Annotated in this window: 11 protein-coding genes; 6 read left to right on the top strand and 5 right to left on the bottom strand. The window is 71.4% G+C overall.

Annotated features, from left to right (window positions below; translation table 11 throughout):
• Positions 1 to 110 precede the first annotated feature (110 nt).
• From ACIRRU_RS25195 to ACIRRU_RS25175, 5 genes are all read left to right on the top strand, one after another.
• Positions 111 to 446: an RNA polymerase-binding protein RbpA gene (locus tag ACIRRU_RS25195; RefSeq protein WP_403684123.1), complete on the top strand. Its 336-nt coding sequence runs from the start codon at positions 111 to 113 to the stop codon at positions 444 to 446.
• A 175-nt stretch (positions 447 to 621) separates the two neighbouring features.
• Complete coding sequence (pgi, locus tag ACIRRU_RS25190) at positions 622 to 2280, top strand: glucose-6-phosphate isomerase (protein ID WP_403684121.1); 1659 nt, start codon at positions 622 to 624, stop codon at positions 2278 to 2280.
• Between the two features lie 4 nt (positions 2281 to 2284).
• On the top strand, positions 2285 to 2794 hold the full coding sequence (locus ACIRRU_RS25185; protein ID WP_403684119.1) for a PH domain-containing protein: 510 nt from the start codon (positions 2285 to 2287) through the stop codon (positions 2792 to 2794).
• Positions 2791 to 4344, top strand: a complete 1554-nt coding sequence (locus ACIRRU_RS25180) for a PH domain-containing protein (protein WP_403684117.1) — start codon at positions 2791 to 2793, stop codon at positions 4342 to 4344. Before ACIRRU_RS25185 ends, ACIRRU_RS25180 begins: the two co-directional genes overlap by 4 nt.
• Positions 4345 to 4457: 113 nt before the next feature.
• Positions 4458 to 5240 carry a barstar family protein gene (locus ACIRRU_RS25175; protein ID WP_403684115.1) on the top strand — a complete coding sequence of 261 codons (783 nt, stop codon included), beginning with the start codon at positions 4458 to 4460 and terminating at the stop codon, positions 5238 to 5240.
• Between the two features lie 91 nt (positions 5241 to 5331).
• Here the strand turns inward: ACIRRU_RS25175 and pgl are convergent, their stop codons facing one another.
• Genes pgl through tkt form a run of 5 tightly spaced genes read right to left on the bottom strand, consistent with a single transcriptional unit; the run spans position 5332 to position 11943 of the window.
• Positions 5332 to 6114 (bottom strand): 6-phosphogluconolactonase, encoded by a 783-nt coding sequence (gene pgl / locus ACIRRU_RS25170; RefSeq protein WP_403684113.1) that lies wholly within the window; start codon positions 6112 to 6114, stop codon positions 5332 to 5334.
• Complete coding sequence (gene opcA / locus ACIRRU_RS25165; RefSeq protein ID WP_403684111.1) at positions 6111 to 7151, bottom strand: glucose-6-phosphate dehydrogenase assembly protein OpcA; 1041 nt, start codon at positions 7149 to 7151, stop codon at positions 6111 to 6113. Before opcA ends, pgl begins: the two co-directional genes overlap by 4 nt.
• A complete protein-coding gene (gene zwf, locus ACIRRU_RS25160; RefSeq protein ID WP_363203241.1) occupies positions 7148 to 8680 on the bottom strand; it encodes a glucose-6-phosphate dehydrogenase in 1533 nt (510 codons plus the stop codon). Before zwf ends, opcA begins: the two co-directional genes overlap by 4 nt.
• Before the next feature lie 5 nt (positions 8681 to 8685).
• On the bottom strand, positions 8686 to 9804 hold the full coding sequence (tal, locus tag ACIRRU_RS25155) for a transaldolase (RefSeq protein WP_403684108.1): 1119 nt from the start codon (positions 9802 to 9804) through the stop codon (positions 8686 to 8688).
• 36 nt (positions 9805 to 9840) lie between these two features.
• On the bottom strand, positions 9841 to 11943 hold the full coding sequence (gene tkt, locus ACIRRU_RS25150; protein WP_403684106.1) for a transketolase: 2103 nt from the start codon (positions 11941 to 11943) through the stop codon (positions 9841 to 9843).
• A gap of 286 nt (positions 11944 to 12229) precedes the next feature.
• Here tkt and ACIRRU_RS25145 point away from each other — a divergent pair, with 286 nt between their 5' ends.
• Positions 12230 to 13183, top strand: a complete 954-nt coding sequence (locus ACIRRU_RS25145; protein WP_403684104.1) for a heme o synthase — start codon at positions 12230 to 12232, stop codon at positions 13181 to 13183.
• Positions 13184 to 13318 lie beyond the last annotated feature (135 nt).

Below are 13318 nucleotides of genomic sequence, written 5' to 3'. Positions count from 1 at the left end.
CCAGCCGTTCCGCGATTCCGGTAACGGTGTAACTCCTTCCACTGGACGCGCGTTGGGCCTTACGTAGACTGGGGCATCCTCCGAGCACCATCACGCAGGGAGTTACGACCGTGGCAAGTGGCAACGCGATCCGGGGAAGCCGGGTCGGAGCGGGCCCGATGGGCGAGGCCGAGCGCGGCGAGTCCGCGCCGCGCCTGCGCATCTCCTTCTGGTGCGCCAACGGGCACGAGACGCAGCCGAGCTTCGCCCATGACGCGCAGGTGCCGGACACCTGGGACTGCCCGCGCTGCGGCTTCCCCGCGGGCCAGGACAAGGACAGCCCGCCCGACCCGCCGCGCACCGAGCCGTACAAGACGCACCTCGCGTACGTGCGCGAGCGGCGCAGCGACGCCGACGGCGAGGCGATCCTCGCCGAGGCGCTGGCCAAGCTCCGCGGCGAGATCTGACCCCGCCCCCTCCGCACCGCTCCACGAACCCAGTCGTCACCGGCCGGGCACCCGCCTCACGGGTGCCCGGCCGCTCGCGTTCCCCCCGCCTCCACGTCACCCGCCCCCTCGATCAATTAGGTTGGAGAGGCAGTGGGGATGCCGAGGTACGAGAAGAAGTGGGCTGATGTCCCGGATGAACGCAGCAAGCCGAACCAAGCTCAACCAGACGCCGGAGTGGGCGGCTCTCGCCAAGCACCGTGAGGAGTTCGCCGCGACCCGGCTGCGCGACCTGTTCGCGCGGCAGCCGGACCGCGCCGCCGCCTACACCTTGCGGGTCGGCGAGCTCTCCGTCGACTACTCCAAGAACCTGGTCACCGACGAGACGCTGCGCCTGCTGCGCGAGCTGGCCGTCGCGACCGGCGTCGCCGAGCTGCGGGACGCCATGTTCCGCGGCGAGAAGATCAACACCACCGAGGACCGGGCCGTCCTGCACACCGCGCTCCGCGCCCCGCGCGACGCGGTGATCGAGGTAGACGGCGAGAACGTCGTCCCGGCCGTGCACGCCGTCCTCGACAAGATGGCGGCCTTCTCCGAGAAGGTCCGGGCGGGGGAGTGGACCGGCCACACCGGCCGTCCCATCAGGAACATCGTCAACATCGGCATCGGCGGCTCCGACCTCGGCCCCGCCATGGCGTACGAGGTGCTGCGTTCCTACACGGACCGCGCGCTCACCCTCCGCTTCGTCTCCAACGTGGACGGTGCCGATCTGCACGAGGCGGTCCGTGACCTCGATCCGGCCGAGACGCTCTTCGTCATCGCGTCGAAGACGTTCACCACGATCGAGACCATCACCAACGCCACCTCCGCCCGGGACTGGCTGCTGACCGAGCTGAGGGCCGGCCAGGACGCCGTCGCCAAGCACTTCGTCGCCCTGTCGACCAACGCCGAGAAGGTCGAGGAGTTCGGCATCGACACGGACAACATGTTCGAGTTCTGGGACTGGGTCGGCGGCCGCTACTCGTTCGACTCCGCGATCGGCCTCTCGCTGATGATCGCGGTGGGCCCCGAGCGGTTCCGCGAGATGCTCGACGGCTTCCACCTCGTCGACGAGCACTTCCGCACCGCCCCGGCCGAGGAGAACGTCCCGCTCATGCTCGGCCTGCTCGGTGTCTGGTACGGGGCGTTCTTCGACGCCCAGTCGCACGCGGTGCTGCCCTACAGCCACTACCTCTCCAAGTTCACCGCGTATCTCCAGCAGCTCGACATGGAGTCCAACGGCAAGTCCGTCGACCGCGACGGCGACCCGGTCCAGTGGCAGACCGGACCGGTGGTCTGGGGCACCCCCGGCACCAACGGGCAGCACGCGTACTACCAGTTGATCCACCAGGGCACGAAGATGATCCCGGCGGACTTCATCGGCTTCGCCGCCCCGGTGCACGACCTGCTGCCCGGCCTGATCGCCCAGCACGACCTGCTGATGGCCAACTTCTTCGCCCAGACCCAGGCGCTCGCCTTCGGCAGGACGCCCGAGGAGGTCCGCGCCGAGGGAGTGCCCGAGGAGCTGGTCCCGCACAAGACGTTCCGGGGCAACCACCCCACGACGACGATCCTCGCCGACCGGCTGACCCCCTCGGTCCTCGGCCAGCTCATCGCGCTCTACGAGCACAAGGTCTTCGTCCAGGGCGCGGTCTGGAACATCGACTCCTTCGACCAGTGGGGCGTCGAACTCGGCAAGGTCCTCGCCAAGAAGATCGAGCCGCTGCTGACCGGTGACGGCGGCGCGCAGGACGGTCAGCTCGACAGCTCGACCGCCGCCCTGGTCGACGCCTACCGCTCGCTGCGCGGGCGCTGAGCCGGTGCCACGGGGGGAGGAGGGGACGGCGATACGGCTGCGGCCGCCGCGCAACACGCTGAACGAGCGGACCGTCGGCTGGTGGCGGGTCCAGCTGCTGCTGACGGCGGCCGTGCCCGTGGTGCCGCTCGTGGTGCTGGGCACGCTGATCGAGCCCGCCCGCCTCTGGCTGCTGCTGCCCGCCGCGCTCCTGGGCGCGGCGGGCGGGGCGGCCGCCGTCCTCCTCCCCCTGTGGTGGTTCCGTACGCACCGCTGGGAGGTCACCGAGGACGCGGTGTACGTCCGCACCGGCTTCTTCTGGCAGGAGTGGCGGATCGCCCCGATGTCCCGCATCCAGACCGTCGACACCGTGCGGGGCCCGCTGGAACAGCTCTTCCGGCTCGCCACGGTCACGGTCACCACCGCCTCCGCCAAGGGCGCGGTACGGATCGAGGGGCTGGACCACGAGGTCGCCGCCGACCTCGCCCAACGGCTCACCCGCATCACCCGCGACACCCCGGGCGACGCCACATGAGTACCCCGGACGACGACGGCGCCCCCGCCCCGCACTGGCGCCGCCTCGACCCCCGTACGGTCCTGGTCACCGCGCTCGTCGTGGCGGGCGTCGTCGCGGGCGCGGCCGTCCCCGCGACCCTCGGGCTGGCGAGCCGGCTCGGCCTTCCCCCGGCCGCGCTGTGGGTACTGGCCGGGGGCGTCCTGGTCGTCGGAGTCGCGGCGGGCGCCGACCGGGTCCGCTGGCACCGCACCCGCTACCGGATCGGTGAGGAGCGCGTCGACCTCCACACCGGCCTCGTCCTCGTCAAGCGCCGCTCCCTGGCCCGGGAGCGCATCCGCACCGTCGACCTCACCGCCAACCTGCTGCTGCGCCTCCTCGGCCTGGTCACCGTCAGGATCGGCACCGGCGAACACGGCAACGACTCCACCCTCGAACTGGAGTCGGTCTCCCGCGCCGAGGGCGAGCGGCTGCGCCGCCTCCTGCTGGAGCGCGCCCGCACCCCGTCCCCGGGCGTCCACCGCGAGGGCGAGCTGGCCGTGCTGGACCCGCGCTGGATCCGCTACGCGCCGGTCTCCTTCGTCGCCCCGATGCTCGGGGGCGCGGCGGCCGGGGCCGTCATGCAGGTCAGCGAATGGGTCGGGGCCCAGGGGGAGGTCATCGCCTGGGTCGGGGACCGATTCCGTCAGACCCCGCTGCTCTGGACGGTCGTCGCCCTGGTGGTGGCCGCCCTGGTCGCGGGGGTCGTCGGGGCGCTCGGGTTCTGGATCGAGATGTGGTGGAACTACCGCCTGGAGCGCGAGCCGGGCGGCACGCTGCGGGTGCGGCGCGGGCTGTTCACCTCCCGGTCCATCTCCGTCGAGGAGGCCCGGCTGCGCGGCGTCGACCTGGTCGAACCGCTCGGCGTGCGGCTGCTCGGCGCGGCCCGCCTGGACGCCATCACCACCGGTCTCGCCCAGGACCACGAGGCGAGGAACGCCGACCACAACACCCTGCTCCCGGTCGTCCCCCGCACCCGGGCCGACGCCGTCGCCGCCGACGTGCTGCGCGAGACGGACACCCCGACCGGCGCCGCGCTCACCCCGCACCCGCGTGCTGCCCAGGGCCGCCGACTGCGCTGGTCGCTCGCGGCCGCCCTCGGCCCGGTCCTGGTCCTGACCCTCCTCGGGGCGCTGCTCACGCCCGTACTGCTGTGGATCGCGCTCGGCTGCGCGGTGGTGGCCGTCCCGCTGGCGGTGGTGCTGGCCCTGGACGCGTACCGGGGCCTCGGGCACGCGCTTTCCGGCCGCTATCTGGTCACCCGCTCCGGCACGCTCCGCCGCTCCACGGCCGTCCTGGAGAGGACCGGGGTGATCGGCTGGACGGTCAGGCAGTCGGTGTTCCAGCGCCGCGCCGGACTCCTGAGCATCACGGCCACCACGGCCGCCGGGGGCGGCGCGTACACGGCGTACGACACCGACGCGTCCGAGGGCCTGGCCTTCGCCGCCGAGGCGGTCCCGGGGCTGCTGGAGCCCTTCCTGGAGCGTTCCCCGGAGACCGCCCCGAAGCGCCCGACATCCAGAGCCGGGTGACCGGCGGGCCGGACGGCCGCCGACAGGGGTGAAGCCGTGTGACCGGTGTCGGCAGTTCCGGCGCAGGCGGCCCACCGCTTCGACCTTCCCCCTTCTTACGGAAACGGATGCGCATGAGCCCCCAGAGCGAAGACCTTGGCGACTCACCTGACATTCTGTATCGACTTGTCGATCAGGAGTCCGGAGAGGTTCTGCTGGCTGCCGAGGATCTTCTCGGCTACTTCGTGGAGGAGGACCCGGAGCCGCCGGAGACCGCCACAGTCACCTTTGTCCGAGCGCACCAGGTCGACCGCGCCCGGCGGAAGACCGAGCGCGCCGAGCTGCAGGTCGTCGACCGGCAGGGGCGAACGATCGGGACGTACTTCATCGGGAGGGCGTCCGCCGCTTTCCAGCACGAGCCGGGGGCGTCCGGCGCCGACCGCCCCGACCTCGACTACGCCTTCGGGTATACCTGCGAATACCCCCGGGCCGGAGAGATCTGGCGGAAGTGGGCCACGGGGCCACCCGTGGAGCGCGGGGAATGGACCCGCCACCCGTCCGACTGGCACGAGAGCTGGCTGCACGTCGTGCAGACCGCCTGGTTCGAGTCCGGGCGGGAGGCGACCCGCTACGAGACCGGCCGGACGGCGGTCATCGACGGCACCGGGATCACCACGAAGCACGGCTTCTACTGCGCCCTGGGGGAAGCCGTCAACGGACCCGGTGGTTACTTCGGTTCCAACCTCGACGCGGTCTTCGACTGCCTTCGGACCATGCGGCGCGACGACGTGCCTCCGTTCCGTCTGGTGTGGTGGAACTTTTCCGTCTCCCGCGATGCACTGGGCAGCGATTTCACCGAAAGAGTTCTCGCACTGTTCGAGGAGTGCGGTGTGGAGACCGAGCTGTCCCCGGGGTGATGTTCCGCGCCGCTCTTCGAGCGGCGCGGCGGTCACGCCGAAGGCCCGGACCGCTCGGGAAAAGCGGGCCGGGCCTTCAGGGCGTTCACAGTCAGGCCGATGCCGGAGGGTACAGCGCGCGCGGCAGTTGCGAGGCCGCCGGCGCGTCCAGCAGCCAGAGGGTGCGGCCGCGGCCGTACGCGCCCGCCGCCGGGGCCTGGATCTCCCCGGCGCCGGACAGCGCGATGGCCGCCGCCTCCGCCTTGTCCTCGCCGGCCGCCAGCAGCCACACCTCACGCGCCGCGCGGATCGCGGGCAGGGTGAGGGAGACCCGGACCGGCGGGGGCTTGGGCGCGCCGTGCACACCGACGACGGTGCGCTCGGTCTCCCGTACCGCGGGCAGCTCCGGGAAGAGCGAGGCCACGTGGGTGTCCGGGCCGACGCCCAGCATCAGCACGTCGAACGTGGGGACCGGCCCGTGGTCCTCCGGCCCCGCGGCGGCGGCCAGTTCGGCCGCGTACGCCGCCGCCGCGTCGTCCACGTCCTCGCCGTGCGGGCCGTCGGACGCGGGCATCGCGTGCACCCGGGCCGGGTCGAGCGGCACCGAGTCCAGCAGCGCCTCACGGGCCTGGGTGACGTTCCGCTCGGGGTCGCCCTCGGGCAGGAACCGCTCGTCGCCCCACCACAGGTCCAGCCGCGCCCAGTCGATCGCGTCCCGTGCGGGCGCCTCGGCGAGCGCGGCCAGCAGGCCGTTGCCGTTGCGCCCGCCGGTCAGCACCACCGAGGCGTGGCCCCGGGCGGCCTGGGCGTCCACGATCCTCGTGATCAGCCGGGCCGCCGCGGCCTGTGCCATCAGCTCCTTGTCGCGGTGCACGACCAGCTGAGGAGGCGTCACTTGGCGGCCGCCTTCTTGGCCGGGGCCTTCTTCGCCGCGGGCGCCTTGGAGCCCGCGGCACCGCCCGCCTTCTCCGCCGGACCGTCGGCCGGCGTGGCCGTGACCTCGGCGCCCTGGTGCAGCCTGTCGACGCCGAACTTCACCGCGGACTCGTAGGTGTTGTCCGGGTCGAGCCGGCGCAGCTCCTCCGCCAGCAGCTCCGCGGTGTCGCGCCGCTTGAGGGCCACCGCGCGGTCCGGCTGGTTCTGCATGGAGAGCGTCGCCAGGCCGCCGTCGGCCCGGTCCAGGACGATGACGCCGTTCTTCGTCTCCAGCCGGACCGCGGTGAGCCCCGGCCCCTCGGAGTACGTCCGTTCCACCGGCACGCCGAGGCGGTCGGCGAGCCACATGGCCAGCAGCTCGCAGCTCGGGTTGTCGCTCTCGCCCTCGACGGTCGCACCGATCACCTCGGCGGGCTGCTGGTCCAGGGCCGCGGCCAGCATCGAACGCCACGGGGTGATCCGGGTCCAGGACAGGTCGGTGTCGCCCGGGGCGTACGTCTCCGCGCGCACCGCCAGCTCCTCCAGCGGGTGCTCGGCGGCGTAGGTGTCGGTGATCCGGCGCTGGGCGAGGGCCCCGAGCGGGTCCTTCGCCGGGTCGGCGGGGGAGTCCTGCGGCCACCACACGACGACCGGGGCGTCCGGCAGCAGCAGCGGCAGGACCACCGACTGGGCGTGGTTGGCCAGCTCGCCGTGGAGCCGCAGGACGACCGTCTCGCCGGTGCCCGCGTCGGAACCGACCCGGACCTCCGCGTCGAGCCGGGCGTCCCGGCGGGCCCGCGGCGAGCGGCTGACCCGCTTGATCACGGCGATGAGCCGCGAGGGGTGCTCGCGGGAGGCGTCGCCGGCCGACTTGAGCGCGTCGTAGGCGTTCTCCTCGTCGGTGACGATGACCAGCGTGAGCACCATGCCGATGGCGGGGGTGCCGATGGCCCGGCGGGCCGACACCAGCGCCTGGTTGATCTTGCTGGATGTGGTTTCCGTGAGATCGATCTTCATGGCCGCCGCCAGCTCCGTCCGTCCCGTGCGAGCATCTCGTCCGCCTCGGCCGGGCCCCAGGTCCCGGCCGTGTACTGCGCGGGCTTGCCGTGCTTGTCCCAGTACTCCTCGATCGGGTCGAGGATGTTCCAGGAGAGCTCGACCTCCTGGTGCCGGGGGAACAGGTTGGCGTCGCCGAGCAGGACGTCCAGGAGGAGCCGCTCGTACGCCTCCGGGCTGGACTCCGTGAAGGACTCCCCGTACGCGAAGTCCATCGTGACGTCCCGGACCTCCATCGAGGTGCCCGGGACCTTGGAGCCGAAGCGCACGGTCACGCCCTCGTCCGGCTGAACCCGGATGACCAGGGCGTTGCCGCCCAGCTCCTCGGTGGCGCCGGACTCGAAGGGGAGATAGGGGGCGCGCTTGAAGACGACCGCGATCTCCGTGACCCGGCGGCCGAGCCGCTTGCCGGTGCGCAGGTAGAAGGGCACGCCCGCCCACCGGCGGTTGTTGATCGTCAGCTTGATCGCGGCGAAGGTGTCGGTCTTCGACTTGGCGTCGATGCCGTCCTCCTCCAGATAGCCGAGGACCTCCTCGCCGCCCTGCCAGGCGTGCGCGTACTGGCCGCGCACCGTGTGCTTGCCCAGGTCCTCGGGCAGCTCGACGGCGGTGAGGACCTTGAGCTTCTCGGCGACCAGGGCCTTCGGGTGGAAGGAGCCGGGCTCCTCCATCGCGGTCAGCGCCAGCAGCTGGAGCAGGTGGTTCTGGATGACGTCACGGGCCGCGCCGATGCCGTCGTAGTAGCCGGCCCGGCCGCCGATGCCGATGTCCTCGGCCATCGTGATCTGTACGTGGTCGACGTAGGACCGGTTCCAGATCGGCTCGAACATCGTGTTGGCGAACCGCAGCGCCAGGATGTTCTGGACCGTTTCCTTGCCCAGGTAGTGGTCGATCCGGAAGACCTCGTTGGGCGGGAAGACGGCGTGCACGAGCCGGTTCAGCTCCTGCGCGCTGGCCAGGTCGTGGCCGAACGGCTTCTCGATGACGGCGCGCCGCCAGGATCCCTCGGTCTGGTCGGCCAGGCCGTGCTTCTTGAGCTGCTCGACGACCTTGGGGAAGAACTTCGGCGGCACCGACAGGTAGAAGGCGAAGTTGCCGCCCGTACCCTGCGCCTTGTCGAGGTCCTCGATGGTCGACTTCAGGGTCTCGAACGCCGCGTCGTCGTCGAAGTCGCCCTGGACGAAGCGCATCCCCTGGATGAGCTGCTGCCAGACCTCCTCGCGGAACGGCGTACGGGCGTGCTCCTTGACCGCGTCGTGCACGACCTGGGCGAAGTCCTCGTCCTCCCAGTCGCGGCGCGCGAAGCCGATGAGCGAGAAGCCCGGCGGCAGCAGGCCGCGATTGGCCAGGTCGTAGACGGCGGGCATCAGCTTCTTACGGGACAAATCGCCCGTGACGCCAAAGATGACCAGGCCCGACGGCCCCGCAATACGCGGGAGCCGTCGGTCCTGGGCGTCACGGAGCGGGTTGGCTCCGGGAACACCAGACAAAGTGGTCAGCCCTCCGAAGGGGCGAGGCGCTTGAGCTCCGCCTCGGTCGACTTGAGCAGGTCGTTCCAGGACGCCTCGAACTTCTCGACGCCCTCGTCCTCCAGCACCTGTACGACGTCGTCGTACGAGATGCCGAGCTTCTTGATCGCGTCCAGGTCCGCGCGCGCCTGGTCGTAGCCGCCGGAGACGGTGTCGCCGGTGATCTCGCCGTGGTCGGCCACGGCCTCCAGGGTCGCCTCCGGCATGGTGTTGACCGTGTTGGGGGCGACCAGGTCGTCGACGTACAGGGTGTCCTTGAGGGACGGGTCCTTGACGCCGGTCGAGGCCCACAGCGGACGCTGCTTGTTGGCCTGCGCCTTGTCGAGCGCGCTCCAGCGGTCCGAGGAGAAGACCTCCTCGTACGCCTCGTAGGCCAGGCGCGCGTTGGCCAGCGCGGACTTGCCTTTGGCCGCCTTCGCCTCGTCCGAGCCGACCGCGTCCAGCCGCTTGTCGATCTCGGTGTCCACCCGGGAGACGAAGAACGAGGCCACCGAGTGGATCGTGGAGAGGTCCAGGCCCGCGGCCTTCGCCTTCTCCAGGCCCGCCAGGTAGGCGTCCATCACCGCGCGGTAGCGCTCCAGCGAGAAGATCAGCGTCACGTTCACGCTGATGCCCCGGCCGATGACCTCGGTGATGGCCGGCAGACCGGCCCGCGTCGCCGGGATCTTGATCAGGGTGTTGGGGCGATCCACCAGCCAGGCCAGCTGCTTGGCCTCGGCGACCGTCGCCACGGTGTCGTGGGCCAGGCGCGGGTCGACCTCGATGGAGACCCGGCCGTCCTGGCCGTCCGTCGCGTCGAAGACCGGGCGCAGGATGTCCGCGGCGTCGCGGACGTCCGCCGTCGTGATCATCCGCAGCGCTTCCTCGACGGTCACCTTGCGGGCGGCGAGGTCGGTGAGCTGCTGCTCGTAACCGTCGCCCGAGGAGATCGCCTTCTGGAAGATCGACGGGTTGGTGGTGACGCCGACGACGTGGCTCTCGTCGATCAGCTCGGCCAGGTTCCCCGAGGTGATCCGCTTGCGCGACAGGTCGTCGAGCCAGATCGCCACGCCCTCGTCGGAGAGGCGCTTCAATGCGTCTGTCATGTGGTTTGCAACTCCTACTAGTGGTGTCTACCGGCGTCAGCGCGCGGCGGCGTCGAGAGATTCCCGCGCGGCGGCGGCCACGTTCTCCGGAGTGAAACCGAACTCGCGGAACAGCACCTTCGCGTCGGCCGAGGCCCCGAAGTGCTCCAGCGACACGATCCGGCCCGCGTCGCCCACGTAGCGGTACCAGGTCAGCCCGATGCCCGCCTCGACGGCGACCCGCGCCCTCACCGAGGGCGGCAGCACGCTCTCCTTGTACGCCTGGTCCTGCTCCTCGAACCACTCGACCGACGGCATCGAGACCACCCGGGTCGGCACTCCGGCCGCCTGGAGCTGCTCGCGCGCCTCGACGGCGACGTGGACCTCGGAACCGGTGGCGATCAGCAGCGCCTGCGGCGTCGTGCTCCGCCCGGAGGCGTCCTCGGCCTCGGCCATGACGTAACCGCCCTTGGCCGCGTCCTCGTTGGCCTCGTAGACCGGCAGGCCCTGCCGGCTGAGCGCCAGACCGTGCGGGGTGCCCTCGCCGAAGACCTTGGTGTAGCGGCGCAGGATCTCGCGCCAGGCGATGACCGTCTCGTTGGCGTCGGCCGGGCGCACGATGTTCAGGCCCGGGATGGCGCGCAGCGAGGCCAGGTGCTCGACCGGCTGGTGCGTCGGGCCGTCCTCGCCGAGACCGATGGAGTCGTGCGTCCACACGTACGTCACCGGCGCGTGCATCAGCGCGGAGAGCCGCACCGCGTTGCGCATGTAGTCGGAGAACACCAGGAAGGTGCCGCCGTAGATACGGGTGTTGCCGTGCAGCGCGATGCCGTTCATGGCGGCGGCCATGGCGTGCTCGCGGATGCCGAAGTGGACCGTCCGGCCGTACGGGTCGGCCTCCGGCAGCGGGTTGCCCGCCGGGAGGAACGACGACGTCTTGTCGATCGTGGTGTTGTTCGAGCCGGCGAGGTCGGCGGAGCCGCCCCACAGCTCGGGCACGACCTCGCCGACCGCCTGGAGCACCTTGCCGGAGGCGGCGCGGGTGGCCAGGGAGGTGCCCGCCTCGAACACCGGGAGCTTGTCCTCCCAGCCCTCGGGCAGCTCGCCCGCGGAGATCCGGTCGAAGGCGGCGGCGCGCTCCGGGTTGGCGGTGCGCCACGCGGCGAACGTCTTGTCCCACTCGGCGCGGATCTCCCGGCCGCGGTCCAGGGCCTGACGGGTGTGGCCGATGACCTCGTCGGCCACCTCGAAGGACTTCTCCGGGTCGAAGCCGAGGACCCGCTTGGTCGCCGCGACCTCGTCGTCGCCGAGCGCCGAGCCGTGCGCGGCCTCGGTGTTCTGGGCGTTCGGGGCGGGCCAGGCGATGATCGAGCGGGCGGCGATGAAGGAGGGGCGCTCCGTCTCCGCCCTGGCCGCCTGGAGCGCCGCGTACAGACCCGCCGGGTCCAGGTCGCCGCTGGGCAGCTGCTCGACGCGCTGGACGTGCCAGCCGTACGCCTCGTACCGCTTGAGGGTGTCCTCGGAGACCGCGGTCTCCGTGTCGCCCTCGATGGAGATGTGGTTGTCGTCCCAGAGCAGGACCAGGTTGCCGAGCTTCTGGTGTCCGGCCAGCGAGGACGCCTCCGACGAGATGCCCTCCTGGAGGCAGCCGTCACCCGCCACGGCCCACACCATGTGGTCGAACGGGGAGGTGCCCGGAGCCGCGTCCGGGTCGAAGAGGCCGCGCTCGTAGCGGGCGGCCATCGCCATGCCCACCGCGTTGGCGACGCCCTGGCCGAGCGGCCCGGTCGTCGTCTCCACGCCGGTGGTGTGGCCGTACTCCGGGTGCCCCGGGGTCTTGGAGCCCCAGGTGCGGAAGGCCTTGAGGTCGTCCAGCTCCAGGCCGTAACCGGCGAGGTAGAGCTGGATGTAGAGGGTCAGGCTGGAGTGGCCCACGGAGAGGACGAACCGGTCGCGACCGGTCCACTCGGCGTCGGCCGGGTCGTGCCGCATCACCTTCTGGAAGAGGGTGTACGCGGCGGGAGCCAGGCTCATCGCCGTGCCCGGGTGGCCGTTTCCGACTTTCTGTACGGCGTCCGCGGCGAGGACGCGGACGGTGTCCACGGCCCGCTGGTCCAAATCGGTCCACTGGAGGTCTGTGGTGGTCGGCTTGATGCTCACCCTGAGTCAGGGCTCCTCTCCACTGTTGTAAACCGGTGGCTGTTACCGCACCGGGCGCTGTCGAGCCTACCCCCGTCGCCGGGGACGCTTTCCGAGCACTTTCCAGGGTGTGGGCGACCCGTCGAGTTCGCCTCCCGGCGGAATGCACATCAGGCGAACAGTCACCCTCAACACGACCCCACCCCCGCGAAGGGCGGTGTATCCCCAACGTCTAGAGTGGTCGAGTTCGCGCAAGTCTTCACAAGGGCCTTCTGCCCCGGAGCTTGCTGGGATTTCTCTGTCAGGGGTGTGCGTGACGGCCGTCGAGTCCCGACCCGCAGGGGTCGCCTTGACTCCCAGCCCAGGGGGCCACCGCCCGTTCGGGGCCCGTGTCAAGGCGTTCGTGGCGCTGACCAAGCCACGGATCATCGAGCTGCTGCTCATCACCACCGTTCCGGTGATGTTCCTCGCCGCCCAGGGCGTACCCGACCTGTGGCTCGTGCTCGCCACCACGCTCGGCGGGTACCTCTCCGCCGGCGGCGCGAACGCGCTCAACATGTACATCGACCGCGACATCGACGCGCTGATGGACCGCACCTCGCAGCGCCCGCTGGTCACCGGCATGGTCAGCCCGCGCGAATGCCTGGTGTTCGGCATCTCCCTCGGGGCGGTCTCCACCCTCTGGTTCGGACTCCTCGTCAACTGGCTGTCCGCCGCCCTCGCCCTCGGGGCGCTCCTCTTCTACGTCGTCGTCTACACGATGCTGCTGAAGCGCCGCACCTCGCAGAACATCATCTGGGGCGGCATCGCGGGCTGCCTGCCGGTGCTCATCGGCTGGTCCTCCGTGACGAACTCGCTCTCCTGGGCCGCCGTCATCCTCTTCGCCGTGATCTTCTTCTGGACGCCGCCGCACTACTGGCCGCTGTCGATGAAGGTCAAGGACGACTACGCCCGGGTCGGTGTCCCGATGCTCCCGGTCGTCGCCTCCAACCGGGTGGTCGCCCGGCAGATCGTCCTCTACAGCTGGGTGATGGTCGGCGTGTCCCTGCTGCTCACCCCGCTCGGCTACACCGGCTGGTTCTACACCGCGGTGGCCCTGCTGTCGGGCGGTTTCTGGCTCTGGGAGGCCCACGGCCTCCAGAACCGGGCCAGGGCCGGGGTGACCGGCGGCAAGCTGAAGGAGATGCGGCTCTTCCACTGGTCCATCACCTACGTCTCCCTGCTCTTCCTCGCCGTGGCGGTGGACCCCTTCCTCCGCTGAGCACTCCGCGAGCGCCGACGGGCGGGGGGGGGGGGGGCGGGCCCCCCCCCCCCCCCCCCCCCCCCCGGGGAACCCCCCCCCCGCCCCACGGCAACGGGCCCGACGCCCCCCCACCCCGCCCACCCCCCCCCCCCC

This window comes from Streptomyces sp. NPDC101181, from assembly GCF_044767975.1.
In the GTDB taxonomy this organism is placed as follows: domain Bacteria; phylum Actinomycetota; class Actinomycetes; order Streptomycetales; family Streptomycetaceae; genus Streptomyces.
The sequence above is the reverse complement of the archived record's forward strand: the minus strand, read 5'-3'. Positions and strand labels throughout refer to the sequence as shown.